The sequence below is a fragment of the Enterobacter cloacae complex sp. AR_0002 genome (assembly GCF_001922365.1).
In the GTDB taxonomy this organism is placed as follows: domain Bacteria; phylum Pseudomonadota; class Gammaproteobacteria; order Enterobacterales; family Enterobacteriaceae; genus Enterobacter; species Enterobacter hormaechei_C.
The window spans coordinates 1,818,828-1,845,055 of sequence record NZ_CP018814.1 but is presented as its reverse complement, the minus strand read 5'-3'; the positions used below and the strand labels follow the sequence as shown (position 1 = coordinate 1,845,055).

The 26,228-nt window shown below is 54.9% G+C and carries 26 protein-coding genes and 1 tRNA gene; 12 read left to right on the top strand and 15 right to left on the bottom strand.

Annotated features, from left to right (window positions below):
* Nucleotides 1–12 precede the first annotated feature (12 nt).
* From pqiA to rmf, 4 genes are all read left to right on the top strand, one after another.
* On the top strand, nt 13–1,266 hold the full coding sequence (gene pqiA / locus AM329_RS09185) for a membrane integrity-associated transporter subunit PqiA (RefSeq protein WP_017693685.1): 1,254 nt from the start codon (nt 13–15) through the stop codon (nt 1,264–1,266).
* 4 nt (nt 1,267–1,270) lie between these two features.
* A complete protein-coding gene (gene pqiB / locus AM329_RS09180; RefSeq protein WP_003858166.1) occupies nt 1,271–2,911 on the top strand; it encodes an intermembrane transport protein PqiB in 1,641 nt (546 codons plus the stop codon).
* Nucleotides 2,908–3,474: a membrane integrity-associated transporter subunit PqiC gene (pqiC, locus tag AM329_RS09175; protein WP_017384809.1), complete on the top strand. Its 567-nt coding sequence runs from the start codon at nt 2,908–2,910 to the stop codon at nt 3,472–3,474. The genes pqiB and pqiC overlap by 4 nt, the downstream gene beginning before the upstream one ends.
* A gap of 254 nt (nt 3,475–3,728) precedes the next feature.
* Nucleotides 3,729–3,896 carry a ribosome modulation factor gene (gene rmf, locus AM329_RS09165; RefSeq protein WP_003858162.1) on the top strand — a complete coding sequence of 56 codons (168 nt, stop codon included), beginning with the start codon at nt 3,729–3,731 and terminating at the stop codon, nt 3,894–3,896.
* 71 nt (nt 3,897–3,967) lie between these two features.
* On the opposite strand, the gene fabA is transcribed toward rmf, so the two are convergent.
* Entirely contained in the window at nt 3,968–4,486 is a 519-nt protein-coding gene (gene fabA, locus AM329_RS09160) for a bifunctional 3-hydroxydecanoyl-ACP dehydratase/trans-2-decenoyl-ACP isomerase (protein ID WP_000227926.1), read from the bottom strand.
* A gap of 68 nt (nt 4,487–4,554) precedes the next feature.
* Nucleotides 4,555–6,315, bottom strand: a complete 1,761-nt coding sequence (locus AM329_RS09155) for a Lon protease family protein (protein WP_032608967.1) — start codon at nt 6,313–6,315, stop codon at nt 4,555–4,557.
* A 186-nt stretch (nt 6,316–6,501) separates the two neighbouring features.
* On the opposite strand from AM329_RS09155, the gene matP reads away from it, so the two are divergent.
* On the top strand, nt 6,502–6,954 hold the full coding sequence (gene matP / locus AM329_RS09150; RefSeq protein ID WP_003858158.1) for a macrodomain Ter protein MatP: 453 nt from the start codon (nt 6,502–6,504) through the stop codon (nt 6,952–6,954).
* A gap of 65 nt (nt 6,955–7,019) precedes the next feature.
* Here the strand turns inward: matP and ompA are convergent, their stop codons facing one another.
* Nucleotides 7,020–8,072, bottom strand: coding sequence for a porin OmpA (gene ompA, locus AM329_RS09145; RefSeq protein WP_017694761.1), 1,053 nt, complete (start codon nt 8,070–8,072; stop codon nt 7,020–7,022).
* A gap of 356 nt (nt 8,073–8,428) precedes the next feature.
* Nucleotides 8,429–8,938 (bottom strand): SOS-induced cell division inhibitor SulA, encoded by a 510-nt coding sequence (sulA, locus tag AM329_RS09140; protein WP_032610196.1) that lies wholly within the window; start codon nt 8,936–8,938, stop codon nt 8,429–8,431.
* 217 nt (nt 8,939–9,155) lie between these two features.
* On the opposite strand from sulA, the gene AM329_RS09135 reads away from it, so the two are divergent.
* Nucleotides 9,156–9,782, top strand: coding sequence for a TfoX/Sxy family DNA transformation protein (locus AM329_RS09135; RefSeq protein ID WP_023315767.1), 627 nt, complete (start codon nt 9,156–9,158; stop codon nt 9,780–9,782).
* Here AM329_RS09135 and yccS read toward each other — a convergent pair.
* Nucleotides 9,739–11,901 (bottom strand): YccS family putative transporter, encoded by a 2,163-nt coding sequence (gene yccS / locus AM329_RS09130; protein WP_032608968.1) that lies wholly within the window; start codon nt 11,899–11,901, stop codon nt 9,739–9,741. The genes AM329_RS09135 and yccS overlap by 44 nt on opposite strands.
* An 18-nt stretch (nt 11,902–11,919) precedes the next feature.
* Nucleotides 11,920–12,366, bottom strand: coding sequence for a YccF domain-containing protein (locus tag AM329_RS09125; protein ID WP_003858149.1), 447 nt, complete (start codon nt 12,364–12,366; stop codon nt 11,920–11,922).
* A 122-nt stretch (nt 12,367–12,488) separates the two neighbouring features.
* On the opposite strand from AM329_RS09125, the gene helD reads away from it, so the two are divergent.
* The gene (gene helD, locus AM329_RS09120) at nt 12,489–14,543 is read left to right on the top strand and encodes a DNA helicase IV (protein WP_032608969.1); all 2,055 of its coding nucleotides are present in this window, start codon (nt 12,489–12,491) and stop codon (nt 14,541–14,543) included.
* A gap of 53 nt (nt 14,544–14,596) precedes the next feature.
* Here helD and mgsA read toward each other — a convergent pair whose 3' ends face one another.
* Nucleotides 14,597–15,055 (bottom strand): methylglyoxal synthase, encoded by a 459-nt coding sequence (mgsA, locus tag AM329_RS09115; RefSeq protein WP_003858146.1) that lies wholly within the window; start codon nt 15,053–15,055, stop codon nt 14,597–14,599.
* Between the two features lie 80 nt (nt 15,056–15,135).
* Complete coding sequence (locus AM329_RS09110; RefSeq protein ID WP_032608970.1) at nt 15,136–15,798, bottom strand: DUF2057 family protein; 663 nt, start codon at nt 15,796–15,798, stop codon at nt 15,136–15,138.
* Nucleotides 15,799–15,969: 171 nt separating this feature from the next.
* On the opposite strand from AM329_RS09110, the gene AM329_RS09105 reads away from it, so the two are divergent.
* On the top strand, nt 15,970–16,383 hold the full coding sequence (locus AM329_RS09105) for a CoA-binding protein (protein ID WP_003858138.1): 414 nt from the start codon (nt 15,970–15,972) through the stop codon (nt 16,381–16,383).
* A 32-nt stretch (nt 16,384–16,415) separates the two neighbouring features.
* Here the strand turns inward: AM329_RS09105 and hspQ are convergent, their stop codons facing one another.
* Both hspQ and rlmI read right to left on the bottom strand, forming a co-directional pair.
* The gene (gene hspQ / locus AM329_RS09100; protein WP_003858136.1) at nt 16,416–16,733 is read right to left on the bottom strand and encodes a heat shock protein HspQ; all 318 of its coding nucleotides are present in this window, start codon (nt 16,731–16,733) and stop codon (nt 16,416–16,418) included.
* A gap of 60 nt (nt 16,734–16,793) precedes the next feature.
* Entirely contained in the window at nt 16,794–17,984 is a 1,191-nt protein-coding gene (rlmI, locus tag AM329_RS09095) for a 23S rRNA (cytosine(1962)-C(5))-methyltransferase RlmI (RefSeq protein ID WP_032608971.1), read from the bottom strand.
* Nucleotides 17,985–18,077: 93 nt separating this feature from the next.
* On the opposite strand from rlmI, the gene yccX reads away from it, so the two are divergent.
* Entirely contained in the window at nt 18,078–18,359 is a 282-nt protein-coding gene (gene yccX, locus AM329_RS09090; RefSeq protein WP_017693676.1) for an acylphosphatase, read from the top strand.
* On the opposite strand, the gene tusE is transcribed toward yccX, so the two are convergent.
* The gene (gene tusE / locus AM329_RS09085; RefSeq protein ID WP_032610197.1) at nt 18,356–18,685 is read right to left on the bottom strand and encodes a sulfurtransferase TusE; all 330 of its coding nucleotides are present in this window, start codon (nt 18,683–18,685) and stop codon (nt 18,356–18,358) included. The two genes, yccX and tusE, sit on opposite strands and share 4 nt — an antisense overlap.
* A gap of 88 nt (nt 18,686–18,773) precedes the next feature.
* The gene (yccA, locus tag AM329_RS09080) at nt 18,774–19,433 is read right to left on the bottom strand and encodes an FtsH protease modulator YccA (protein WP_003858127.1); all 660 of its coding nucleotides are present in this window, start codon (nt 19,431–19,433) and stop codon (nt 18,774–18,776) included.
* A gap of 270 nt (nt 19,434–19,703) precedes the next feature.
* Here yccA and AM329_RS09070 point away from each other — a divergent pair, with 270 nt between their 5' ends.
* Both AM329_RS09070 and AM329_RS09065 read left to right on the top strand, forming a co-directional pair.
* Entirely contained in the window at nt 19,704–21,332 is a 1,629-nt protein-coding gene (locus AM329_RS09070) for an ABC transporter substrate-binding protein (RefSeq protein WP_032608973.1), read from the top strand.
* A 144-nt stretch (nt 21,333–21,476) separates the two neighbouring features.
* Nucleotides 21,477–21,564: transfer RNA gene (locus AM329_RS09065), tRNA-Ser, on the top strand.
* Nucleotides 21,565–21,624: 60 nt separating this feature from the next.
* Here the strand turns inward: AM329_RS09065 and AM329_RS09060 are convergent.
* From AM329_RS09060 to AM329_RS09050, 3 genes are read right to left on the bottom strand one after another with little or no spacing between them, the layout of a single operon-like run.
* Nucleotides 21,625–22,386, bottom strand: coding sequence for an ABC transporter ATP-binding protein (locus tag AM329_RS09060; RefSeq protein WP_023324419.1), 762 nt, complete (start codon nt 22,384–22,386; stop codon nt 21,625–21,627).
* The gene (locus AM329_RS09055) at nt 22,383–23,414 is read right to left on the bottom strand and encodes an iron ABC transporter permease (RefSeq protein ID WP_032608974.1); all 1,032 of its coding nucleotides are present in this window, start codon (nt 23,412–23,414) and stop codon (nt 22,383–22,385) included. Before AM329_RS09055 ends, AM329_RS09060 begins: the two co-directional genes overlap by 4 nt.
* A complete protein-coding gene (locus AM329_RS09050; RefSeq protein ID WP_022650752.1) occupies nt 23,411–24,418 on the bottom strand; it encodes an ABC transporter substrate-binding protein in 1,008 nt (335 codons plus the stop codon). Before AM329_RS09050 ends, AM329_RS09055 begins: the two co-directional genes overlap by 4 nt.
* Nucleotides 24,419–24,591: 173 nt before the next feature.
* On the opposite strand from AM329_RS09050, the gene AM329_RS09045 reads away from it, so the two are divergent.
* Nucleotides 24,592–26,205, top strand: a complete 1,614-nt coding sequence (locus tag AM329_RS09045) for a mechanosensitive ion channel family protein (RefSeq protein ID WP_032608975.1) — start codon at nt 24,592–24,594, stop codon at nt 26,203–26,205.
* Nucleotides 26,206–26,228 lie beyond the last annotated feature (23 nt).

Here is a 26,228-nt window from a genome sequence, read left to right as displayed (position 1 = left end):
CAGGGATAATCTATGTGTGACCAGCACCATGCCGATCGGCATATATTATGCTCGCAATGCGATATGCTCGTGGCGTTGCCAGAGCTTGGTCACGGACATAAGGCTGCCTGCCCGCGCTGCGGCGCTACGCTGACGACCGAGTGGGACGCGCCAAGGCAGCGTCCTACGGCTTATGCGCTGGCAGCCTTATTCATGTTACTGCTCTCCAATCTCTTCCCTTTCATCTATATGAAAGTAGGTGGGATGACCAGCCAGGTAGATTTACTGGAAATTCCTGGCGTGATGTTCTCGGAAGATTACGCCAGCCTTGGCACCTTCTTTCTTCTGTTCGTGCAGATCGTCCCGGCTTTTTGCCTGGTCGTCATTCTGCTGCTGGTCAACCGCGTCAGGATGCCCACTGTCCTTAAAATCAAACTCGCGCGGATCCTTTTCCAGCTGAAAAGCTGGGGGATGGCGGAAATTTTTCTCGCGGGTATCCTGGTCAGCTTCGTGAAGCTGATGGCCTACGGCGATGTGGGGATTGGCAGCAGCTTTATTCCGTGGTGTCTGTATTGCGTGCTGCAACTGCGCGCGTTCCAGTGCGTGGACCGACGCTGGGCCTGGGACGATATTGCCCCGGCGCCGACGCTCTCGCAGACGGTAAAGGTGGGCGTACCGGGTATCCGTCAGGGGCTTCGCTCCTGCTCGTGCTGCACCGCCGTGCTGCCCGCGGATGTCGAGGTGTGTCCGCGCTGTGAAACAAAAGGTCACGTCCGGCGCAAAAATAGCCTGCAATGGACCATGGCGCTGCTGGTGACCTCTGTCATGCTCTATCTGCCCGCCAATATCTTGCCGATCATGATCACCGATTTGCTCGGCGACAGAATGCCCTCGACCATACTGGCCGGGGTGATTTTGCTGTGGAGCGAGGGATCTTACCCTGTAGCAGGCGTCATATTCCTCGCCAGTATTATGGTTCCGACCTTAAAGATGATTGCCATTGCCTGGCTTTGCTGGGATGCAAAAGGGCACGGTAAGCGAGACAGCGAGCGCATGCATCTGATTTATGAGGTCGTGGAATTTGTTGGCCGCTGGTCGATGATTGACGTGTTCGTGATTGCGGTTCTCTCAGCGCTGGTGCGTATGGGGGGGCTGATGAGTATTTATCCCGCTATGGGAGCGCTGATGTTTGCGTTGGTCGTCATTATGACCATGTTTGCGGCCATGACCTTCGACCCTCGTTTATCGTGGGATCGTGAGCCCGATTCAAGCCATGAGGAAGAGTAAGAGCATGGAAAATAAGAGTGGAGAGGCTAAAGTGCAGAAGGTCAGAAACTGGTCGCCGGTGTGGATTTTCCCCATCGTGACCGCGCTGATCGGTGCATGGATCCTGTTTTATCATTACAGCCATCAGGGACCGGAAGTCACGCTAATTACCACCAATGCAGAGGGGATTGAGGGCGGAAAAACCACCATCAAGAGCCGCAGCGTGGATGTGGGTGTCGTGGAAAGCGCGACCCTGACGGATGATTTAACCCATGTTGAAATCAAGGCCCGCCTGAATGCTGGCATGGAAAAACTGCTCCATGAAGATTCTGTTTTTTGGGTAGTGAAACCGCAGGTTGGTAGAGAAGGGATCAGCGGCTTAGGGACGCTATTGTCCGGGGCTTATATTGAACTCCAGCCCGGCAACAAAGGCGCCCAGCCAGCAAACTATCAGCTGCTGGATTCACCGCCGCTTGCGCCACCGGATGCAAAAGGGATCCGCGTTATTCTGGACAGTAAAAAAGCGGGCCAGCTCTCGCCGGGCGATCCGGTGCTGTTCCGTGGGTATCGCGTCGGTTCGGTTGAAACAAGCACCTTCGATCCGCAAAAACGGACCATCAGCTATCAGCTATTTATCAACGCGCCTAATGACCGCCTGGTGACCAGCAACGTTCGCTTCTGGAAAGACAGCGGGATCGCGGTAGATCTCACCTCTGCGGGGATGCGCGTTGAGATGGGTTCACTCACCACGCTGTTTGGTGGGGGCGTCAGTTTTGACGTGCCGGAAGGTATAGATCTGGGACAACCGGTGGCGGAGAAAACCGCCTTCAGACTGTTTGACGATCAAAAAAGCATTCAGGATGCGCTCTATACCGATCACATCGACTACCTGATGTTCTTTAAGGACTCTGTACGCGGCTTGCAGCCAGGGGCGCCAGTTGAGTTCCGCGGTATTCGTCTGGGGACAGTGGGACAAGTGCCTTACTTTGTTCCGGGACTGAAGCAGATGCTTGATGATGATTATCGTATTCCGGTGCTGATCCGCATTGAGCCTGAGCGTTTGATTAACCAGATAGGCGAGGACCAGGATATTGGGGAGCATATCAGCGACCTGCTGAATCGCGGGCTGCGCGGCTCGCTGAAAACCGGCAACCTGGTCACAGGGGCGTTGTATGTCGATATGGACTTCTATCCAAAAGCGCCACCAATGACGGGTATCCGTGAATTTGGTGGCTACAAAATCATTCCTACGGTCAGCAGTGGCCTGGCGCAGATCCAACAGCGCCTGATGGAAACGCTGGATAAGATCAACAATCTGCCGCTGAATCCAATGCTTGAAGCTGCGACGGGATCACTGCATCAGAGCCAGGCAACGATGCAACGTCTGCAAACCACGCTGGATAATATCAACAAGATCACCGCTAACCAGTCCATGCAGCAGCTGCCGCAGGATATGCAGAAAACGTTGCGCGAACTGAATCGTAGTATGCAGGGCTTCCAGCCGGGCTCAGCGGCCTACAACAAGATGGTGGCGGATATGCAACGTCTTGATCAGGTTTTACGCGAGCTACAGCCCGTTCTGAAAACGCTCAATGAAAAGAGCAACGCACTGGTGTTTGAAGCGAAAGACAAAAAGGATCCTGAGCCTAAGAGGGCGAAACAATGAAAAAATGGCTAATCATCGCAGGCGCACTGGTATTAACGGCCTGTAGCTCTGGAAGCGATAACAAAAGCTACTACCAGCTGCCGTTAAGCGCCCAGTCCGGTGCGCAGAGCAGCACCTCGCAGGGCAGCCGTCTGCTGTGGGTTGAACAGGTTGCCGTGCCAGATTACCTGGCGGGCAACGGGGTGGTCTACCAGACCAGCGATGTGCAGTACGTAATCGCCAACAATAACCTGTGGGCCAGCCCGCTGGATCAGCAGCTACGCAATACGCTGGTGGCGAATCTGAGCAGCCAGCTCCCCGGTTGGGTCGTTGCCTCGCAGCCTCTGGGAAGCGATCAGGACACTCTGAATGTTAACGTGACGGGATTCCATGGCCGCTATGATGGTGCTGTTGTTATCAGCGGGGAGTGGCTGCTGAATCACCAGGGTCAGCTGATTAAGCGTCCTTTCCATCTTGAACTCAAGCAGCAGAAAGATGGCTATGACGAAATGGTGAAAGTACTTGCGCAGGGATGGGCACAGGAGTCGGCTGCTATCGCAAGAGAGATTTCCCGCCTGCCATAAGTAAAATTCATCGACGAAAGCCGCACTCAGCTTCTTGCTGATTGCGGCTTTTTTTTCGTTTTGCGTTCAGGTTGTTACTTGTCCCGCGTCACATTTTTTGTACAAACGATCTTCCATGTAGCTCACAAATATGACACCCGTATGAATTTTGAACGTTGACGCTGACGTCGATTCGGGGTATTCGTTAACTGTGCTTGCACATATTGCAACCACTGTTTTCTTTCCACCAGACAAAAGAATGAGGGAAACGAGGCATGAAGAGACAGAAACGAGATCGCCTGGAAAGGGCTCATCAACGTGGTTATCAGGCTGGCATCGCCGGACGTTCAAAAGAAATGTGTCCCTATCAGGCCCTGAATCAAAGGTCCCAATGGCTAGGGGGCTGGCGAGAAGCCATCGGAGACAGGGCAGTACTTGCTTGATACCGTCTCTTTAAAAAGAAACCTCCGCAATGCGGAGGTTTCGCCTTTCTGGATGGGGCTAAAAGCCGTTATCAGAAAGCGGAGGTATCCTGGAACAGACCCACTTTCAGGTCGTTCGCGGTATAGATCAGGCGACCATCTACCAGCACTTCACCGTCCGCCAGGCCCATAATCAGGCGGCGGTTAACGATGCGTTTGAAATGGATACGGTAGGTGACTTTCTTCGCGGTAGGCAGAACCTGACCGGTGAATTTCACTTCGCCTACGCCCAACGCACGGCCTTTGCCTTCACCGCCAAGCCAGCCCAGATAGAAGCCAACCAGCTGCCACATGGCATCGAGGCCCAGGCAGCCAGGCATTACCGGATCGCCAATAAAGTGGCAACCGAAGAACCACAGGTCCGGGTTGATATCGAGTTCTGCTTCTACGTAACCCTTATCAAAGTTGCCGCCGGTTTCGGTCATTTTCACGACACGGTCCATCATCAGCATATTTGGGGCTGGTAACTGCGGGCCTTTCGCGCCAAACAGTTCACCGCGACCAGAGGCAAGAAGGTCTTCTTTAGTATAGGATTCGCGTTTATCTACCATGTTCTCAGTAAGCCTTATTTTAGTGAAGGACGCAGGATAGCTAACACGTGTACGCTGAACAAGTCCGATCAGTTCGCACTAAACCAACTTAACCAGCGTAACGGCCACGGATAACGATGACGAGCATCCTGCTGTGTCGCCTGAGCTATACGTTCCTGAATGGTCTGCATCAGGGTTGTCTGGCCTTCGCCGTCCCAGACCAGGTTTGTCAGTAAGGGTAGTGCATCCTCAACCCCTTCGATGGCCCAGACGGTGAATTGTTCCTGCTCTACCGCATCCAGAATCGCCTGGCTCAGGCTCAAATGGCGAGCGTTAGGTGCCGGAATAATCACGCCCTGTTTGCCGTTTAAACCGCGCTGCTGGCAGATTGCGAAGAAGCCTTCGATTTTCTCATTCAGTCCGCCCACCGGTTGGGCACGGCCAAACTGATCCACGGACCCGGTAATCGCAATATTCTGGTTAATCGGCACGTCTGCAAGCGCGCTGATCACGGCGCACAGCTCCGCCATTGAGGCGCTGTCGCCGTCGACTTCACTGTAGGACTGCTCAAAGGTCAACGAGGCAGAGAAGGGGATCTGCTGCTCGAGCTGAAGTTCAGACATCAGGAACGCCTGCATGATCATCATGCCTTTGGCATGAATGTTTCCGCCCAGTTCGGCCTTGCGTTCGATATCGGTAAATTCGCCGTCACCAATGTGTACGACACAGCTGATACGGGAAGGCTCACCAAAGGCGCGCGGGTGTCCGGGGAACTCGATGACGGACAAGGCGTTGATTTGCCCGATACGTTCGCCTTCGGTCTCCACCAGAATCTGTTCCAGCAGAATTTCATCCTGCATACGGTCAGCAAGATAACCTTCACGCCATTCACGCTGGGCCAGCATCTGGCTAAGCTGCTCACCGGTAAACGGACCGTTACCGCTGATAACCCCCACTTCACGCAGCTGTTTACCGATCCAGAGCGGGCAGAGCGGCAGGGTTTCCTGATCGCCAGTGTAGCGTACGGCCTCGCGGATTAAGCCCGGCCACGCATCCTCGGCAGGCGAGGGCAGTGCGAAACGTTCCGCCACGGCCATAACCCACTGACACCACTGCGCCATGTCATCGGCATCGGCGATCTGAATATTATCTTCAAATTCGCTATAGACAGCCTGCTCCGCGAGTTCTGGCTCCATTTCCTGGAAATCAGCCAGAGATTCACGGTCGCCCGTCAGCACGACGGTCAGCGACAGCGGCATAGACGGAATGGATACAGGCAGCGGACGCGAATCGTCGTAGCCTACCCAGTCAAAACGTTGCTGCGTCACCACCGTTTTCAGGCGCATCCACAGCAGAGGCTGAGCAAGCAGGGTGCGAAGGGAAATGAGCAACACGCCGCCATTCGCGCGGTGTACCAGCCCCGGTTGCAGTGACACATCGCCATTGAACTGACGAAGGCAGCCGAACAGCTGTTCTGCTTCCACCCAGTTGGCGGTGATCACCTCGCCTTTTGCAGCGAACTGTCCGTCTGCCTGCGTGGCAGGTTCGTACGTCACGTCACGTCCGGCAATATGATACTGGCCACCAAAAACGGCATTCGTTTTTGGCTGCAACTGGCGCATGGCATCACCGAGAAGCGTCAGATACTCGGCTTCTTCCGGGGCTTTGAGCAGCATGAAAGGAGATGTAGCCCATGGGGATGACATCTGCTCCAGCGCGTAATGCAAACGCGGTTGTGTATCGCTAAGTATGAATTCGTGTTCTTTTGTGAGGTCTGGCTGTGCAAACAGCTCCTGATAGCTCTCGGTATCCGGAACCAGGTCACGCCATGCAAGTTTCGTAATGGTCAAAGTTGATGTTTTTTAGTCAGAAGTAAAACCGTGGAGTATACCGTAAGCGGCGCACTCTGCCCAATCAGGATTCGGGTTTTCGTCATGCGGATCGCCTGCGGCGTTTCACAGGATATGATTTCTTTTCAGCAGATTGCCAAAAAACTGATATTCTGAACAGAGTTACACGGTAACACTGAGATCGCAATGAAATATCAACAACTGGAAAACCTCGAAAGCGGCTGGAAATGGAAGTACCTGGTCAAAAAGCACCGTGAAGGGGAGCTGATCACCTGCTACATCGAAGCCAGCGCGGCGCAAGAAGCTGTGGATATGTTGCTGACCCTCGAAAACGAACCGGTACTGGTCAACGGCTGGATTGAGAAACACATTAATCCGGCCCTGTTAAACCGGATGAAGCAAACTATCCGTGCTCGTCGTAAACGGCATTTCAATGCCGAGCATCAGCACACCCGTAAGAAATCCATCGACCTGGAGTTTATGGTCTGGCAGCGTCTGGCCGGGCTTGCGCAACGGCGCGGGAAAACCCTGTCGGAAACGGTGGTGCAGCTGATTGAAGATGCCGAGCACAAAGAGAAGTATGCCAGCCAGATGTCGACGCTGAAGAACGATCTACAGGCACTGTTAGGTAAAAAATAAGCGTTTTGCTTTTCTTCAGATAATAAAAAACCCCGCATGGCGGGGTTTTTTTATAAGACGATAACTTATGCCGCAGGCTGAGTTACAACGTCTTTGATACCTTTAACTTCGATCTCTACGCGACGATCTGGTGCCAGGCAGTCGATCAGTGCAGCGCGTGGTTTCACGTTGTCACAGGTAGAACCGGTAACTGGGTTAGATTCGCCCATACCACGTGGGGAGATCTTGTTAGCTGGGATACCTTTAGATACCAGGTAATCAACTACAGACTGAGCACGTTTCTCAGACAGACCCTGGTTGTAAGCGTCAGAACCGATACGGTCGGTGAAGCCCAGAACCACTACAGAACCGTCTTTAGGATCCAGGTTGCTCAGCTGGGTGTACAGCTGATCCAGTGCCTGCTGACCTTCTGGTTTCAGGGTAGCTTTGTTGAAGTTGAACAGAACGTCAGACTTCAGAGTGAAGTGCTTGGTCTGTACTTCTGGCGCTGGAGCCGGAGCTGGAGCTACGACTGGCGCATCTTCCTGCTGACCGAAACGGTAAGAAACACCAACGCTCAGCATGCCGTTGTCTGGACGAACGCCAACGGTAGCACCGTCACCGATGTTGTTAACCCACTGGTATTCCAGACGGGTAGCGATGTCACGGGTCATTGCCCACTCAACGCCACCAGCGAATACTGGGGAAACACCCGTGTCGTGGTCGTCACCAGCGATGCTGTTGCTGGAGTCTGCACGCCATACCATGCCGCCCAGACGGGTGTACACGTCCAGATCGTCAGTTACTGGGTAACCCAGTTTAGCGGTCAGCTGTACGCCTTGAGCTTTGAAAGCGCCATTTACGTTGTCGCCTTTGTAAGGCATACGACCTAACCAGTCGTAACCCATTTCAAAGCCAACATACGGGTTAACCTGATAGCCACCGAACGCACCTGCACCCAGCTGGCTCTCGTGAGTAGGGCCATCGTTGTTCAGGCTGCTGTTGTACCAACCGGTGTCATGGAACTGAGACCAGCCCAGTTTACCACCTGCATACCAGGTATTATCTTTCGGAGCGGCCTGCGCTACGGTAGCGAAGCCAGCCAGTGCCACTGCAATCGCGATAGCTGTCTTTTTCATTTTTTGCGCCTCGTTATCATCCAAAATTTGCCATGAATATCTCCATCGGAGGAATCACGGTTAAATCCTTCACCGGGGGGCGTGGTCAAATATAAACCTACCGATATCTTCGGCTTAGGCCGAGCACCCCTGGCGATGTAAAGTCTACAACGTAGCTGAAAACTTACAAGTGTGAAGTCCGTCAGGCATATGAAAAAAAAAGTTCCGTATACCTAATATTTAACAATTTTTGAACGAATTTTGTGCAGTAAAATTAACGAGAACCGCGTCAGACAAGCCTTGCCGCAGTTTTGGCGCGTTGAACTTTTTTTGCATACTGCGGTCGAAAAAAATTCCAGGAAAACTCTTAAAATCACTCAATGGTACACATTTGAGTGAATTTTTAGCCCGGGATGTTGTCCTCTGCGATAGGAATCTCCACGAACTGGCCGCATGATGAAACCCATCGCGTTACCTTCTTCAGCCGCTTCAGTCAGACGCAAATGTTCCTCTTGCGACAGATCCTCAGGCAACCACCCAATCACGACGCTATAGTTCCCGGTACGTAATGCCCGGACCATCGACTCGACCGTATCGCAAGGGGAGAGTTGATTAATCTGCATCACCTTCGCTAACGGCAGCCCAGCCGACTGAACCCATTCGCGACTTAATTTTTGCTGTGGCGTCAGCCAGAGCTGCCAGCGAGACTGTTGCCCGAGCTGCTGCAAAAGCGGCAGGAGTAAGAGTTGTGTCAACAGCGGCTGGTCTTCACGGTAAACCACTTCACTGATAAGCCCTGTCGATTCACGCCCGATAGAATTCTGCGCAGCATTGCCTGCGGCAGAAGTAGAAGGTGTTAAGTGATTTGCATAGCCTGAAGTGTACATAATCATTCCAGCCCTGTAGTTACTGTATGGATATACAGTAACCCCTGTATGCATAAAGATCAACCTCATTTTCGGAAAGCGACTCGCAAATTTCATCCATTCCTGGTGAACATGAAAAAATCATCTTGCCCAACGGCAATAAGTTGCCTATTTTCCTGCTAACGGATCCGTTAGTAAGAAATATCGTGGTTACTGTATGATTTTTAATGGAATTATCATGAAAAAGATATCTTATGAGCGGATTTATCAATCTCAAGAATACCTCTCTCCGCTGGGCGAAATTCATCATCGCGCCCTGTTTGGCGGTTATACCCTGGCCGTGGATGAAGCGGTGTTCGCGATGGTGTCTGACGGCGAGCTGTACCTTCGCGCCTGTGAGCAAAGTGCAAAATACTGTGTAAAAAACGCTTCCTCTTTTCTGACCCTGATGAAACGAGGACGCCCAGTGCTGCTTAATTACTACCGTGTGGACGAAGGTCTGTGGCAAAACAGGGAAAAACTGCTTCAGCTCTCCTCGTTTGCGCTCGATGCCGCCAGGAAAGAGCGCTACCAGCGCCATCAGCGTAACCGGCTTAAAGATCTGCCGAACCTGACCTTTCAGATTGAGGTCCTGCTTATGGAGGCGGGCATTACCAATGAAGAGACGCTACGACAGTTGGGGGCGAAGACGAGCTGGCTGAAAATGCGCTCTAAGAATAAAGCGCTGAGTATCCGGGTATTGTTCGCGCTTGAAGGCGCGATTGAAGGGTTACATGAAGCGGCACTCCCGGCGGATATTCGCCGGGAGCTTACGGAGTGGTTTAATGCGCTGCCTGAGTCGCAGGGCCATCATTCCGCCAGGTAGCGATCTGCTGTCGCAGCCGACAAATTTCCGGCAGCAAAGCGATAAGCAGGCCAATTTGCTGAAGGACCAGTGGAGCTTTGTTGTCGGTGCCTGGATCAAGGTGTGCGATACGTTGCACCAGTTCATCCAGTGCCTGGTGAACCCGTGGCTCATCCGCAGGTTGATGATGAAGCGCATCATCAACGTAGCAAACGGCGTCGTCCAGCAGCGCCAGGATGTCCGGATTCGTCAGTTTCTCTCGGTGGGCGCCAAGGGTAGAGATATAGCTGGTGAACGTGTGGTTCAGACACAGCAGGCGGAAGGCTGTCTCACGGATTTCTGCCGTAGCGCGCGGCTCAGTTGACATATTCGAGACAACGGAAGCCAGCTCTGCGTCAGTGTTATGCGCATCGCGACGGGCAATCCGATAGGCCAGACGGTTATCGCGACCCTGATGGTATTGCTCAAGAATAGCATCCAGGTAGCGGCAGTTGGCGTTCATTGCTCTGTCGGACACCTGCGGTAAATTTCGGAAACGCCAGTCAGGCCAGATAAAACTCACCGCCGCCCAGGCGATGGCGCAGCCGATTAGCGTGTCAATCACACGGGGGAGGGCCACCTCAAAGCCTTCACCCAGCAGATTGAAGCAGAGCAGCACCAGCAGCGTGATGAACATCGTGGCGTGGGCATACTGCACATTGCGGAAAGCGAAGAACAGTACACCGGTAATCACAATCAGGATCAGTTGCCCTTCTACGGATGGCACAAAGTAGAGCACCGGCAGCCCGATGGCGACCCCGACTAATGTCCCGACAATACGCAGCGCGAGCCGATGGCGGGTAGCGTTATAGTTCGGCTGGCAGACAAACAGGCTGGTCAACAGGATCCAGTAGCCGTGGTGCAATCCTGTTATCTGGATAAACGCGTAGCCGACGCACAGTACCAGCGACATCCTTACCGCATGGCGAAAGAGGGCGGATTCCGGCGTAAAATGACGGCTCAGGCGCAGCCACATATCGCTGAAACCGTTGAGACTGTCGTCGGCAAGCTGGTTGTCAGCGTCATTGCCCGGCATCGCCATCGCCTGTTCAGACTCAATGGTGGCGAGCTGAGCATCAATGGCTCTCAGGTTGTTGAGCAGGAATCCCAGGGCTTTGAACTGTTCCGGTGATGTCCCACTGGCCTGAACGCGATCGAGCGCCGCATCCAGGTGGCTGAATGCGCGTTCAAAGCGCGGATCGTGCTGATAGGGCGTGCGCAGCAGTATTGAGCGCGCAAGTTGCTGGCAGGCCTGAGACTGCATCGACAGCAGGCGCTGGAAACGGAACATCACGTCGCTATAGCGGAATTTCTCGCGCAGGTCAGCGTACTGCACATGCGAGGAGCTGGCGCGCTCGTGAATATCCTGGGCGACAAAATAGTAGTGCAGTGTGCGCCGTGTACCGCGCTGACCGCGATCGCCGCGCAGACGGGTGAGCAGAGACGCTTTGGTCTGATTCAGCGTGGCGACCAGCTGGCCATTTGCCAGCGCCAGATCGTACAGGGGCGCCTGACTGTCCTCTTCAATATCCGGATCAAACAGCCGGGATTTCAGCTCCAGATAGTGGGCCAGCTGTTCGTAACTGCGGGCAATGTTGTCCTGTAAGGCACGAACCGGAAAAATAAGATGCCCGGTTAAGGTCAGCAGGTTATACCAGATAGCACCCAACAGCAGCAGGACCGGTTGCTGATACCACTGCTCGTAAAGAGAGACGCCCAGCATGGTGTAAATGGCAATCAGCAGGGCGCCAAACGCGATAGTGGCGTAGCGTTGCCCGAGGCCGCCGAGCAAAATGAAGCCGCTGGTGGACACCGTCAGCCCTAAGGCAAACAGCCAGGGCCACGGGAAAAGCAGCTCAACGGAGGCGGAAGCAATAAAGAAGCAGACCAGCGTGATGACCAGATTACGCAAACGACCGGCCAGGCGGTCGTCGAGATCCGCCAGCGCACCGGCCACCACCCCAAGCGTGAGGGGGATGGTGAGCTTCACATCATTCAGCCACCACGGCAGAGCGACGGTGCCGCAGAGGGCGAGAAAAATCCTGACGTTATACAGCCAGTTACTGTTCCATGTATAGCGACGAAGCAGGGGGCTTAGCATGAGAGCGGCCAGTCCTTATTACTGAAAACGACGACGGGCGTTGGCTTCACGCGCGGCTTGCGCGACTTCGACCGGGACAACTCGGCGTCCTACCGGCCACAGGGCGATGGTGGCAATTTTGAAATTAGCGATGCCAACCGGAATGCCAATAATCGTAATGCACTGGGCGATGCCGGCGAAAATATGCATCAGACACAGCCACCAGCCAAAGAAGATCAGCCATAAAATATTCAGCAGCGTGCCGCCGGTATTCATCAGGGCATTTTTTCTTTCCGGCTCCAGCTCATCCACGTGCACGGCTTCATTTCCATAAGGAACGAGGGACAGTTTGGTGATTTCCCAGCAGGAGCGCGTCAGCGGAAGGGTGAAGATGAGCACAATGCTCACCAGGGTGGCAAAAAGCCAGGAAAGGGTGGTGGCAAAACCGCCAAGGACAAAATTCAACACATTCAGAACGGTACGCATAAACCCTCATTTCCTTCGATATGATTAACGCCCGGTGATTGTAACGTTTTTTTGGGCTGGAGCACCTTAAAACTGGCAGTTAAACTGTCTGACAAATTATGACCTCGTGGATCCGGCAGGATATGGAACTGAAAGCAACTTCAATGGGCAAACGCCTGGCGCAGCACCCTTACGACAAGGTTGTCCTTCTCAATGCGGGAGTGAAAGTCTCCGGGGAACGCCACGAATATCTTATTCCGTTTAATCAGCTACTGGCCATTCATTGTAAACGAGGGCTGGTATGGGGGGAGCTGGAGTTCGTCTTGCCGGCAGACAAAGTGGTGCGGCTTCACGGGACCGAGTGGGCGGAAACCCAACGCTTCCACTACCATCTGAACACGCGCTGGCAACAGTGGAGCCAGGAGATGAGCGTGATAGCCGCACAGGTGCTGCAACAGGTGCTGGACGATATCGCGCTAAGCAATACGCAGCAGAAGTGGCTGACGCGCCAGCAAACCGCCGGGCTTCAGCAAAAAATTGCCCAGGCGCTGACGGCATTGCCTTTACCGGTGGCGCGGCTTGAGGAATTTGATAACTGCCGCGACGCGTGGCGGAAGTGTCAGGCCTGGCTGAACGATATCGAGAAAAGCCGTCTGGCGCATAACCAGGCCTGGACTGAGGCGATGCTTACGCAATATGCCGATTTTTTCAGTACGGTGGAATCATCGCCCCTCAATCCTGCCCAGGCGCGCGCCGTGGTGAATGGCGAGCAGTCTCTTTTAGTGCTGGCAGGCGCCGGGAGCGGCAAAACGTCGGTGCTGGTGGCACGCGCGGGCTGGCTTCTGACAACGGGCGAGGCGGTTGCCGACCAGATTTTGCTGCTGGCCTTTGGTCGCAAGGCGGCGCAGGAGATGGATGAGCGCATTCAGGCGCGTTTGCATACCCAGGATATCTCGGCGCGCACGTTCCACTCCCTCGCTTTACACATCATTCAACAGGGCAGCAAAAAAGTCCCTGTTGTCAGCAAGCTGGAGAACGACGCTCAGGCTCGCCAGACGCTGTTTATCAAGGCATGGCGTCAGCAGTGCAGTGAAAAAAAGGCGCAGGCGAAAGGCTGGCGTCAGTGGCTTGAAGAGGAACTCAACTGGGAGGTGCCGGAGGGCAGCTTCTGGCAGGATGAAAAGCTGGCGCGCCGGCTGGGCTCTCGTCTCGACCGGTGGGTAAGCCTGATGCGCATGCACGGCGGCTCTCAGGCGGAGATGACAGAAAGCGCACCGGAAGCGATCCGCGCTGTGTTTTCTAAGCGGGTTAAGCTGATGGCGCCGATGCTGAAAGCGTGGAAAACCGCGCTGAAAGACGAAAACGCGGTCGATTTTTCGGGGCTGATCCATCAGGCCATTATCATTCTGGAGAAAGGGCGCTTCGTCAGCCCGTGGAAACACATTCTGGTGGATGAGTTTCAGGATATCTCGCCGCAGCGCGCTGCGCTGCTTTCGGCGCTGCGGGCGCAGAATAAACACACGTCGCTGTTTGCCGTGGGCGATGACTGGCAGGCTATCTACCGTTTCAGCGGGGCGCAACTATCCCTCACGACAGCCTTCCACCACTATTTTGGGGAAGGCGATCGCAGCGATCTGGACACCACCTACCGCTTCAACGCGCGGATTGGCGAAATAGCCAACCGTTTTATTCAGCAGAACCCGCATCAGCTGTCGAAACCGCTTAACAGCCTGAGGTCTGGGGATAAAAAGGCCGTCACGCTGCTGGCGGACGATCAGCTGGAACCGCTGCTGGATAAACTGAGCGGCTATGCGAAACCGGATGAACGAATTCTGGTGCTGGCGCGTTACCACCACCTCAAGCCGACGGCGCTGGAAAAAGCGGCGACGCGCTGGCCAAAACTACAGCTCGATTTCATGACCATTCATGCCAGTAAAGGGCAGCAGGCCGACTACGTGATTGTGGTGGGGCTAAAAGAGGGGAGCGACGGTTTCCCGGCGCCGGCGCGGGAATCCGTGATGGAAGAGGCGTTATTACCTGTTCCGGAAGATTTCCCGGATGCAGAGGAGCGGCGCTTACTGTACGTGGCGATAACCCGCGCGCGCCATCGCGTGTGGCTCTTGTTCAACAAAGAGGAGCCGTCGGTGTTTGTCGATATTTTGAAGAGTATTGACGTGCCGGTGGCGAGAAAGCCGTAACGCGCCGGGCAAATTCTGTAGGCCCGGTAAGCGCAGCGCCACCGGGCAAAAAACTACTTCAGTCTCTCCGCAAGATAACGCTGATAATCCGGGATCAAAATCTCCACCGGATCGTTAAACTGCGGCGATTCAATGATGAAATCTGCCGTTGAAAGATTGGTGGCTACCGGAATGTTCCATACCGTCGCCAGACGCAGCAGCGCTTTAACGTCCGGATCATGCGGAACCGCGTTCAGCGGATCCCAGAAGAAAATCAGAACGTCAATTTTACCTTCTGAAATCTGAGCGCCTACCTGCTGGTCACCCCCCATCGGGCCGCTCAGCATGGCATTCACTTCCAGACCGGTTTCGCGGTGGATCAGGTTGCCAGTTGTTCCCGTAGCAGAAAGGGCATGATGCTGTAAAAGAGGCTGATGGCGACGAACCCAGTTAAGCAGCATTTGTTTACAGTGATCGTGCGCAACCAGAGCAATGTGCTTGCGCGCCGGAAGTGTACGTGTTGTCAGTTCCATAATCTTATCCGTGAGGTTACCTCGCTACACGATGACGAGAACTGACTGATGCTGCAAGAGAAAGGACAAAAAAATGTGGCTTACGACGAAGGTTGTTGTTTTGCCCATTGCAGAAAACGGGCGCGCGTGTCCGGATCGGCATTCTGGAACCAGAACTTGAGACGTTGCTCAGTAAGGGTCTGCGACTGAGGGGGGAGTACATCCAGCTCCGATACGCCCGAAAGCAGGGTACTGTCATCCGCCATCATGGTGGCGAACTGGGGCAGCGAGGCGCGCCTGCTGGCCCTGTTGTAGGTCTCGGTGTCCGCTTCATAGTCAGTTCCCTTTGGCCTTTTTGTCAGCGCCAGAATATCCAGCTTTACCGGGATGGGCATGGAATCCCCGTCCACCAGTTCAATGCGCGGCGAGGCATCAAATGCCAGTGACTCCTTTTCTGTCTCAAGGCGCGGGAGACGAAAATTGACCTGGCTGATACGCTGGGTATTAAAGCTGACCACCAGCGGAGGCGAAATGTACACCTGCTGTTCGTTGTCGGCGAAGCGAATGGTCTTTTCCACCCGAAAAACCAGCTGATGCGGGCCGTTATCCAGCTCGATGCTGTCTGCGCCCCGTAGCAGGGAACTGGAGACTTTTTTCCCGTCCAGCACCAGCAGGTCAATGTCGGTTGTGAGTCTGAGAGTAGTTGCGAAAACACAAACCGGCATGATTAACGCAACCACAGCCCAGGCAATGCCGGTTTTCATAGCAGACTCCTGTAGACAAACTACCCGGTAAGAATGTATCAAAATTTTTCGATAAACACGTTTACTAACATATAGACATATTCTGCCGTTTTGCCCTCATACTTCTGTATGGGATGCGTGGTTGAGATGTTCGCTTTGACGTACACTTTGAAAAAAACCAGGAGGAATAGCATGAAAGAGAACGACATTGTCGAGATTCTGACGACCACGCGCACTATCGCGCTGGTCGGCGCGAGCGATAAACCGGATCGCCCAAGCTATCGGGTCATGAAATACCTTCTGGACCAGGGATATCACGTGATCCCGGTCTCGCCGAAGGTGGCGGGGAAAACGCTGCTGGGTCAGCAGGGTTATGCGACGCTCGCGGACGTGCCGGAAAAGGTGGATATGGTGGACGTTTTTCGTAATTCAGAAGCGGCCTGGGGCGTGGCGCAGGAAGCGATCGCCATTGGCGCGAAAACGCTGTGGATGCAACTGGGCGTGATTAATGAGCAGGCGGCCGTGCTGGCACGCGATGCCGGGCTGAAAGTGGTGATGGATCGCTGTCCGGCAATCGATATTCCCCGTCTGGGGCTGGCAAAATAAAAAAAGCCCGTTTGACGGGCTTTTTTACACCTTTAGTTACGCAGTCTTGGTGCCTGTAACTGTTTGCGGATGGTCTGAGCAAGCTCGTCCATAGTGGGTTGTTCCGGATGCTCATCCTGTAGTTCACCACTCAGCTGCGCTTCGGCAAGATAGGTATGGACAGGCTGACCATCGTCGCCCTCCATAACCACATGATACCAGGGCGCGGCGCGAAGCTCTGCGTCAACGGCCAGATCGTCTGCTGACGGTTCATCAAGGGAATACTCCGGGTCGATATCCACGACCACACCCAAATATCCAAGCAAGGTGTGGCGGACCTGCTGGCCGATACCGAATTTGCTGGCAATCATAGTCACCTCCCGGGAAACATTACATACACACTATGTGCGGGCAATATTTCTCTTTTCAAGTTACATGACGCGACAGGCAAACCCTTTCAGATACAGCCCTTCCGGGTAGGTAGCGATCACCGGGTGATCGGCGGCCTGACGGAACTGCTCTATAAATTGTACATCACGACTCGCATCTATTGCGGCATCGGCGATGATTTTTTGGAATAAATCTGTCGTCATCAGGCCAGAGCAGGAGAACGTCAGCAGTACGCCGCCCGGGTTCAGCAGCTGGATCGCCAGCATGTTAATGTCTTTATAGCCACGGCAAGCGCCCATCAGCTGGCTTTTATTTTCTACAAACTTCGGTGGGTCCATCACGATAACGTCAAATTTCTCGCCCTGGTCGCGGTATTTACGCAGCAGTTTGAACACGTCGTCGCGCACAAACTCCGCTTTGCTCAGATCCAGCTTGTTCAGCTCAACGTTCTGTTTCGCCACGTCCAGCGCTTCCTGTGAGGTGTCGACGCTCACAACCTGGGCACAGCCGCCCATCAGGGCAGAGACCGCAAAGCCGCCGGTATAAGAGAAGCAGTTCAGCACGCGCCTATCGGCAACGTACTGGCGCGTTGCCAGACGGCTGTCACGCTGGTCGAGGTAATAACCGGTCTTATGGCCGCCCTGGATATCCACCAGCAGCTTCATGCCATGCTCTTCAATAGGCAGCAGGGCAGGCGGCAGTTCGCCGGTGACCGGGCCTTGCGTCAGCTCCATGCCCTCTTTTTTACGTACCGCCACGTCGCTGCGGTCGTAAATGGCACATTCCGGGAACAGGGTTTGCAGGGCGCTAATCAGCGCGGCACGCTGGTATTCCGCCCCGGCGCTCAGCAGCTGCAACACCAGGAAATTGCCGAAGCGGTCAATGGTCACGCCCGGCAGCCCGTCGGACTCTCCGGCAATCAGACGATAGCTGTCCAGCCCGTCACGCTTTGCCAGCCACTCACGCCACTGCTGCGCCTGTTGCAGACGACGGACAAAGAAGTCGATATCGATGGCTTCTTCTTTATCGAACGTCCAGACGCGCGCGCGGATCTGAGATGCAGGCGAGTATGCGCCGCGTGCTAACCATTTCCCCTGATGGTCAACAATATCGATGGTTTCACCGAGGCTGGCTTTACCTTCCATGCGGGCAACCGCGCCGGAAAAGACCCAGGGATGACGGCGCAGTAATGACTTCTCGCGCCCTTTGGCTAACACTAAACGTACACTCATAATTTGCTATTCTGTCGATTCCAATGAAATGGCCGCCATTTTCCCGACTTCAGTGAGGAAATGCAACGCGCCAGTCGGATAAGGAGAAGGATGATGTCAAATGTTTGCACCATTGCCTGGGTCCATGGCCTTGTACAGGGCGTCGGATTCCGCTACAGCACCCAGCGCGAAGCCCTTCAGCTCGGGCTGACGGGGTATGCGCGTAACATGGATGATGGCAGCGTGGAGGTTGTGGCCTGCGGTGAGGCGGATCGGGTTGAGAAGTTGGTGGCGTGGCTGAAAGCGGGCGGGCCGCGCAGCGCGCGGGTTGATAAGGTGCTAACGGAACCGCATCAACCCGACCGGGAATACGCTGACTTCAGTATTCGCTATTAAATGCATTTTACCGGCTTTGGCAGGCCGGCGATTTTTGTCGCCTGTTTAGCCGGGCCTTTCGGAAACAGGCGATACAGATAACGGCTGTTGCCTTTCTCTTCGCCAAATTTATTCGCCATGGCTTTGACCAGCATGCGGATAGCTGGCGACGTGTTGAATTCAAGGTAAAATTCTCGCACGAAGCGCACCACTTCCCAGTGTTCCGGGGAGAGGGTAATTCCTTCGTTATCCGCAATTTTCTCCGCCAGCGCTTCGCTCCACTGGCTGCTCTCTTTCAGATAACCGTCGTTATCGGTTTCGATCTCTTTGCCTTCAAAACTCAACATATTCATTCACGCTTTAGTCAAAAACCGCCTCAGTCTACCAAAAAAACAAAGCCCCGCATAAGCGGGGCCCTGTTCACAGCACGGTGAGTTAATCGCGGCTGGCGAAGCCCAGGATGCTCAGCAGGCTGACAAAAATGTTGTACAGCGACACATACAGGCTCACGGTGGCGCGGATATAGTTCGTCTCACCGCCGTGAATGATGTTGCTGGTTTCATACAGGATTGCGCCGGATGAAATCAGGATAAACACCGCGCTGATTGCCAGATGCAGCGCAGGCAATTGCAGGAAGATGTTCGCCAGCATACCGACCAGTACAATCACGATACCCGCCATCAGCATACCGCCAAGGAAGGACATGTCCTTACGGGTGGTCAGCACGTAGGCCGAGCAGCAGAAGAACACCAGCGCGGTACCGCCCAGCGCCATACCAATCACGTCGCCCATTCCGGCAGACAGATAGGCATTCAGGATTGGCCCCAGAATGTAACCCAGGAAGCCGGTAAAGGCGAACGCGGAGAGAATCCCCACCGGTTTATCCGCGGTTTTGTAGGTCAGGAACATCAGACCGTACATACCCACCAGCGTCAGGATCAGGCCTGGAGAAGGCAGCATCAGTACGGTGCTGGCCGTTGCGGTGATCGCCGAAAACGCCAGCGTCAGGCTGAGCATGAAATAGGTATTGCGCAGCACCTTATGGGTGCTGAGTAGCGATGTGCGGTCGCGTGAAGAAGTAATTATACGATCCATGAGTCACTCTCTTATGACAGATGTAATTAGCGCAAAGAATAGGAAACGGCGCGGCAGACGCAAAGTGGTTTTACCCATCTTTACTCAGCCCCTTAGGGATTATGCTGGTTTTTTATTCTGGCAAAGCCTTTGTACTCAGAATGAAGTGCGGTTTGTAGGGCGTATTCAGATCAACCTCTTATAGGTCACTGAAAAATATTGCGTTATTTCCCTAAGGCCGCTAAGAGTTATTTCCGGATCGTCATAAAAACAGACAATAAGGCGAAGGAAATGAAACCACAAACACGCACGCACTTTACACTCTCTTTGTTAACCGCAGGGATCCTGTGCGCCAGCACGGCAACCTGGGCGGCTAAGGTGCCGGCAGGAACCCAGCTGGCAGATAAGCAGGAACTGGTCAGGAACAACGGCACTGAGCCCGCCTCGCTCGACCCGCATAAAGTCGAAAGCGATGTCGAATTTAATATTATCAGCGATTTATTCGACGGGCTGGTCAGCGTCTCTCCGGCAGGTGAAACCCAGCCGCGCCTGGCGGAGAAATGGGAAAATAAAGACAACACCGTCTGGACGTTCCATCTGCGTCCGGGCATTACCTGGAGCGATGGAACCCCCATCACCGCGGAAGATATTGTCTGGAGCTGGCAGCGGCTGGTCGACCCGAAAACCGCCTCTCCGTATGCCAGCTATCCCGGCAGTATGCGTATCGTCAACGGCACTGATATCGCAGAAGGCAAAAAAGCGCCCGAGTCGCTGGGGGTGAAAGCCATCAATGACAGCACGCTGGAAGTGACGCTCACGCAACCCAACGCCGCTTTCCTGGCGATGCTGGCTCATCCGTCTCTGGTGCCAATAGATAAAGTCCTGGTGGGCCGTTTCGGAGATAAGTGGACCAAACCGGAGCACTTTGTCAGCAGCGGGGCCTATAAACTGTCACAGTGGGTGGTGAACGAACGCATTGTCGCGGTGCGTAACCCGAAATATTGGGATAACGAACATACCGTCATCAACAAGGTGACCTATCTGCCCATTTCCTCTGAAGCCGCTGACGTCAACCGCTATAAAGCGGGCGAAATCGACATTGTCTACACGGTGCCGATCAACCAGTTTGCACAGCTGAAGAAAACGCTGGGGAGCGAGCTGGACGTTTCACCGCAGCTTGCCACCTATTATTATCAGTTCAACACCACCCGGCCGCCGTTCAACGACGCCCGCGTGCGCAAGGCGCTGAACCTGGCGCTGGATAAAGACATTATCGCCGATAAAGTATTAGGGCAGGGTCAGCGCCCGGCATGGCTCATCAGCCAGCCGGATATTGGCGGCGTCAAGCTTCAGAACCCGGATTACGCCAGCTGGCCGATGGATAAACGCATTGCCGAGGCGAAAAAGCTGCTGGCCGAAGCCGGATTTAACGACAGCCATCCGCTCAGTTTTAATCTTCTCTATAACACTTCGGAATCGCACCAGCGTATTGCCATTGCCGCCAGCTCAATGTGGAAGAAGAACCTCGGCGTGGAGGCGAAGCTGCAAAATCAGGAGTGGAAAACCATGCTTGATACCATGCACACCCATAACTTTGACGCGGTACGCTACGCCTGGATTGCCGATTACGACGATGCAGCAACCTTCCTGAATACCTTCCGTACCGGGGATAGCCAAAACACCACTCAGTACAGCAATCCGGATTACGATCGGGCACTGGTGAACGCGGCGAAATCGAAAACGGCGGAGGAGCGCGGTAAGTTCTACCAGCAGGCAGAAGATCTGCTGGGACGCGATGTTCCGGCGATCCCGGTCTATCACTACGTGCGCACGCACCTGGTGAAACCGTGGGTAGGGGGCTTCACGCCAGACAAGCTCGGGTACTACTACACCAAAGATATGTACATCAAAAAGCACTAACGATCCGCGGTGGATATTATGCTGGCAAAATGGCCAATCTGTCGTCTATTCAACCGATTAAACGCATTTTGGCTATTTTTAAAGCGAACGAATGCGCGCGCTCTTTACAGCGCGCGGTGAGGTGTTTATAGTTCGCCTCACTTGGGAAGCGTGGCCGAGCGGTTGAAGGCACCGGTCTTGAAAACCGGCGACCCGAAAGGGTTCTAGAGTTCGAATCTCTACGCTTCCGCCAAATTTGAAACCCCTGCGATAGCAATATCGCAGGGGTTTTTGCTTTGGCGCCAGGCTTCCGTCATGCCACCATGTTGTAGCTTATCGTGATCCCGGCGTCGGCCTTGCAGACCTGAGCTTTTACGCACCAGGTGTCCTCGATGTTTGCTGGTGTCAGTACCGCTTCGGGCGCGCCCGTGGCGGCGATCTGCCCGGCCTTCAGGAGGATCAGACGCTGGCAATAATTGGCCGCAAGATTGAGATCGTGCAGTGCAACCACCACCGTAAGCGGCAGCTGTGAAACGAGCCGCATCAGCTCCAGCTGGTGCTGAATGTCCAGGTGGTTTGTCGGTTCATCGAGCAACAGCACCTGCGGCTGCTGGGCCAGCGCGCGGGCTATCTGGCTTCGCTGGCGCTCTCCGCCAGACAAAGAGTGCCATCGCCGCTGGCGTAAGCGGCATAACTGCATCAGGCCAATCGCCTGCTCAACCGCAGCCTCATCGTCGCGCGAGGTTCTCTGGAATGTTTTCCGGTAGGGCGTACGCCCCAGTCTGACAATATCCTCAACGGTCAGTTCTCCGTCGACCTCAGCATGTTGCGGGACAAACGCCATGTGCTGCGCGCGTTTTTTCAGCGGCATCATGCCGAGCGTTGTGCCATTAAGCGCCACGCGTTCGCTGAGTCGTGGAAACAGCCCGGCGAGACAGCGCAGTAGCGTCGACTTGCCCGAGCCGTTTGGCCCTAACAGGCCGATAATCTGCCCGGATGGCAGGTCGAGATCGATATTCTTAAGCACCGTCTGCGCTTGTCGGGTTACGGTTAACCCGGCCACAGTAATATTCATGGATGCTCCTTTCGGTTTTGATAAAGCAACGCCACAAAGACGGGGGCGCCCACCAGCGCAGTCACCACCCCGATGGGGAGAACCTGGTGCACAATCAGCGTGCGTGAGACGATATCGGCGAGGATCATAAAGTGGGCGCCGATAAGAAACGTCAGCGGGATCGAGCGACGATGGCCCGGCCCGCATAGCATGCGCGTCACATGGGGAATGACCAGCCCGACAAACCCCACTGCGCCGGTGGCGCTCACCAGCGTTGCGGTAACAATGGCACAGGTCAGCAATAAGACAATACGCACGGCGGTAACCGGGATCCCCAGCGTGGTGGAGACCTCATCCCCGAAGGTGAAGGTGTCCAGCGCCCGTGAAAAGAGCAATACCACCAGTAAACCCGCCAGCGTAACGGCCAGCGCCAGCAGCGCGTCAGGCCAGCGCACGCCGCTCAGACTTCCCAGCAGCCAGAACATGACGCTACGGGACTGCTCGGCATTGGCGGACGTGCTGACGACGTACGCGGTCATGGCGTTGAAGAGCTGGGTGCCCGCAATGCCAGCCAGCAAAATGCGCGACGGGCTTTCACTCATCCCGTTTGTTATCACCATGATGAGCGCAAAGGCGGCGCACGAGCCGACAAACGCACCGCTGCTCACGCCAATCACGCTTCCCCCCATGCCGAGAAGCATCACGCAGACGGCCCCCAGCGAGGCGCCCGCGGAAATCCCCAGCAGATAAGGCTCAGCCAGAGGGTTACGCAGGATCGACTGTAACACCAGCCCGCACAACGCCAGGCCGCCGCCGTTGCACGCGGCCATTACTGCCCGGCTCATGCGATATTGCCAGACGATACCTTCCTCCGTTTGCGGCAACGCATAAGAGGTCAAACCCAGTCCGTTGAGGATCGCTTTCCCGGTACTGGCATACGACACCGGCATATCCCCGATACTGGCGGCAAAGACCAGCATCAGCGGCAGCGCCATGGCACCTGCTGCCAGTAAACCCTGCTGGCGGCGGTCAAAAGCGAAATGACTCATTGTTCATCCTGGAAAGAAGCCAGCCGATCGCTGATAAGCTCAACCGCATCGACGTTACGCAATGAAGGGTTTAACGACATCGCTGGCACCACGATGATGTGGTTGTTCCTGACCGCAGGCATGTTCTTTGTCACCGGGTCACTGCGCAAGAACGCTTTTTTTACCTCAACCTCATCGGCAGGATAGAGCCTGCGCGACATCCCGGCGATAACAATCACGTCCGGCTGCGATCGGGCAATATGTTCCCACGTTACAGCGGGCCATTCGTCGTGAGAGTCAATAATGTTCTTCAACCCCAGCGTGCGGCTAATCCAGCCAGGCGCGCCGTAATTCCCCGCCACCCAGGGATCGCCATTCAGACGGCTGCTGGAGAACCAGAATACGACGCTAAGTTGTTTCGCGGAGGCGCGCGCCTGGGCCTTTTTAATACGCTCCGCCAGCGCACGATTGAGCTGCTCACCTCGCGCGGAAACATCAAAAATCGTCGCCAGATCTGTCACTTCCCGCGTAATTTCCGCCAGTGAAAACGGCGCGCTACGTGCTCCGTCTGCGTTTGAGGTTTCCGTTACCGTTTTATCCGTGCAGTCGGCAGGGGAGATCCACGTATTAATCCCCAGCGACGCAAACTGTTCACGGGTTCCCACTTCTCCCTGCGGACCAATGTGCCAGTGATACTGCGCGAGAACGAGTTCAGGTTTCTGCCCTACCACGGCCTCAAAGGAGGGGGAATTATCCGCAAGCCGGGGGAGGTTTTTCCCGGCATCCTCCAGCGTGGGTGGCAGCGTGCCGAACCAGACTGACGTCGCGGCGATGGTTTTCTCCAGCCCCAGTGCGAGCAGTAATTCTGTTTCATGCTGACCCACGGTCACGACGCGCTGAGGAGCCTGCGTAAAGGTCTGCTTTACGCCGCAATTTTCAATCGTGAGAGGCCAGGTGGTTGCGGCGAAAGCGGCAGGTGCCATGGAGAGCAGTGAAGCCAGAAATAACCCTTTTTTAAGTAACATAGAACGCTATCCGAAATTGTTATGTTATAACATAATACATATATTGCGATTGAGAGCAACACGCTCACCGTCGCTTGTTGCAGAAACGAAAGGCTGGACTATTCTCAACATACCCACCTGGCATTCGCGGGTTGCCTGAAAAATAACAAGATTTCTGACCTGGGGGAGTGAGGATGAAAAAGATCCTGCTCGCGTTTGCGTTCTGTTTTGCCGCCCTGAGCGCCTTCTCATCGTATGCCGCAGAGCCCCGCCAGGCGCCTACGGAGCAGGAGCGCGCCCGAACGGTCTATATCTTCCATCAGCCCATCGTCATGCTACAGGCGAAATTTGGCCTGACCACGCCGGAAGAGCGCGTTTTACGCATCCGCAACACCCTGCGCAATTTTACCGAGGCGGATGTGCGTGAGCCGCTCAGCATCGTCCCCGTGACCCGCTATAACCAGCAGGGACGGCTGATAGTGATGAACGGTAAACCTGTGATGCTGCTGACGGAAGGGGATTTGGACGAAGGGGACGATCTTACCCTCGATCAGGCCGCACAGCGCGTGCTGGCGCGCATGGAAGCACAGAGAATGGCGCTGCGCGATCAATACGATTCCGGCTGGCTGGCGCTGTCGACGGTAAAAGCTGCCGCTGGCCTGCTGGCGCTGTTGCTGCTCTGCTACGGCGCGTGGCGATCCTGGCGCTGGTTCCGGCGCGTCTACCGTCGGCGTATTGTGGAGAATCGCAGCCGGGTGCCGCAAAGCTGGCGGCGGTACATTGGCGCCATTGAGATTCGGCTTTACGCCTTGCTGATGTTCCTGCTGGGGTTGATCGGCTTTTACGTCTGGCTGAGCTGGGCATTCAGTCTGTTTCCGTGGACGCGGGTGTGGGGCACGTCGCTGGGAGACTGGACGCTTCGCGTGGTGCAGCAAATCGCCCTGGCGATTGTCTCGGCCTTGCCGGGGCTGACGATTGTTCTGATCATTTTCCTCATTACCGCTTTTATTCTGAAGCTTCTTAAGATGGTGCTGAATCAGGTGGAGGCTGGTCGTCTGCAACTTCCCGGCGTACATCCGGAAACCGTGGGGGCTACCCGTAAGCTCATTTCCGTTGCCGTCTGGCTATTTGCTCTCTCCGCCGCCTGGCCGTTTCTTCCCGGTGCAAACTCGCTGGCGTTTAAAGGTATTAGCGTCTTCTTTGGACTGATGTTAACGCTGGGTTCGGCAGGGGTGATGAACCATGCCATGAGCGGTCTGGTCCTGATTTACTCCCGCGCACTGCGTAAAGGCGATGTCATTCGGGTGGCGGATAACGAAGGTAAGGTCAGTGAAATTGGCATGCTGGCGACCAAAATTATTACCCGGGAAAATTATGTCGTTACCGTGCCCAACGCGGTGGTGGTGAGCGGTAAGATCACCAACCTGAGCGCGCTACAGCCCGATGGCAGCCTCAATCTGACGGTCAGCGTCACTATCGGTTATGACACCCCATGGCGTCAGGTGCATGCCATGCTGGAGCTGGCCGCGAAACGGGCAAAAGGGATTGACCTTTCCGAGCCGCCGCTGGTGCGCCAGTTAGGGTTAATGGACTGGTATATCGCTTACGAATTGCAGGTCCGCCTGCTGCCCGATCAGTCCCTCGCGGTTGCCCGCAATGAACTGCATAGCCAGATACAGGATGTGTTTAACGAATTTAACGTGCAGATCATGTCCCCGAATTTTGTTATGCAGCCAGAGGGCAGCGTGATGGTTGCCAAAGAGAACTGGTATACCGCGCCAGCCAAACCCCCTCAGGGCGAAACGTGACGGCCCGGTTTTTCCGTGGCAAG

Bases quoted from the DNA above. Each gene is read 5' to 3' on its own strand.
- pqiB (WP_003858166.1), top strand. From the start codon at position 1,271: ATGGAAAATAAGAGTGGAGAGGCTAAAGTGCAGAAGGTCAGAAACTGG.
- yccX (WP_017693676.1), top strand. From the start codon at position 18,078: ATGTCAAATGTTTGCACCATTGCCTGGGTCCATGGCCTTGTACAGGGC.
- pqiA (WP_017693685.1), top strand. From the start codon at position 13: ATGTGTGACCAGCACCATGCCGATCGGCATATATTATGCTCGCAATGC.
- yccA (WP_003858127.1), bottom strand. From the start codon at position 19,433: ATGGATCGTATAATTACTTCTTCACGCGACCGCACATCGCTACTCAGC.
- AM329_RS09135 (WP_023315767.1), top strand. From the start codon at position 9,156: ATGAAAAAGATATCTTATGAGCGGATTTATCAATCTCAAGAATACCTC.
- AM329_RS09045 (WP_032608975.1), top strand. From the start codon at position 24,592: ATGAAAAAGATCCTGCTCGCGTTTGCGTTCTGTTTTGCCGCCCTGAGC.
- rmf (WP_003858162.1), top strand. From the start codon at position 3,729: ATGAAGAGACAGAAACGAGATCGCCTGGAAAGGGCTCATCAACGTGGT.
- AM329_RS09070 (WP_032608973.1), top strand. From the start codon at position 19,704: ATGAAACCACAAACACGCACGCACTTTACACTCTCTTTGTTAACCGCA.
- yccS (WP_032608968.1), bottom strand. From the start codon at position 11,901: ATGCTAAGCCCCCTGCTTCGTCGCTATACATGGAACAGTAACTGGCTG.
- hspQ (WP_003858136.1), bottom strand. From the start codon at position 16,733: ATGATTGCCAGCAAATTCGGTATCGGCCAGCAGGTCCGCCACACCTTG.
- rlmI (WP_032608971.1), bottom strand. From the start codon at position 17,984: ATGAGTGTACGTTTAGTGTTAGCCAAAGGGCGCGAGAAGTCATTACTG.
- helD (WP_032608969.1), top strand. From the start codon at position 12,489: ATGGAACTGAAAGCAACTTCAATGGGCAAACGCCTGGCGCAGCACCCT.
- ompA (WP_017694761.1), bottom strand. From the start codon at position 8,072: ATGAAAAAGACAGCTATCGCGATTGCAGTGGCACTGGCTGGCTTCGCT.
- mgsA (WP_003858146.1), bottom strand. From the start codon at position 15,055: ATGGAACTGACAACACGTACACTTCCGGCGCGCAAGCACATTGCTCTG.
- matP (WP_003858158.1), top strand. From the start codon at position 6,502: ATGAAATATCAACAACTGGAAAACCTCGAAAGCGGCTGGAAATGGAAG.
- AM329_RS09050 (WP_022650752.1), bottom strand. From the start codon at position 24,418: ATGTTACTTAAAAAAGGGTTATTTCTGGCTTCACTGCTCTCCATGGCA.
- pqiC (WP_017384809.1), top strand. From the start codon at position 2,908: ATGAAAAAATGGCTAATCATCGCAGGCGCACTGGTATTAACGGCCTGT.
- sulA (WP_032610196.1), bottom strand. From the start codon at position 8,938: ATGTACACTTCAGGCTATGCAAATCACTTAACACCTTCTACTTCTGCC.
- AM329_RS09125 (WP_003858149.1), bottom strand. From the start codon at position 12,366: ATGCGTACCGTTCTGAATGTGTTGAATTTTGTCCTTGGCGGTTTTGCC.
- AM329_RS09110 (WP_032608970.1), bottom strand. From the start codon at position 15,798: ATGAAAACCGGCATTGCCTGGGCTGTGGTTGCGTTAATCATGCCGGTT.
- AM329_RS09105 (WP_003858138.1), top strand. From the start codon at position 15,970: ATGAAAGAGAACGACATTGTCGAGATTCTGACGACCACGCGCACTATC.
- tusE (WP_032610197.1), bottom strand. From the start codon at position 18,685: ATGTTGAGTTTTGAAGGCAAAGAGATCGAAACCGATAACGACGGTTAT.
- fabA (WP_000227926.1), bottom strand. From the start codon at position 4,486: ATGGTAGATAAACGCGAATCCTATACTAAAGAAGACCTTCTTGCCTCT.
- AM329_RS09055 (WP_032608974.1), bottom strand. From the start codon at position 23,414: ATGAGTCATTTCGCTTTTGACCGCCGCCAGCAGGGTTTACTGGCAGCA.
- AM329_RS09060 (WP_023324419.1), bottom strand. From the start codon at position 22,386: ATGAATATTACTGTGGCCGGGTTAACCGTAACCCGACAAGCGCAGACG.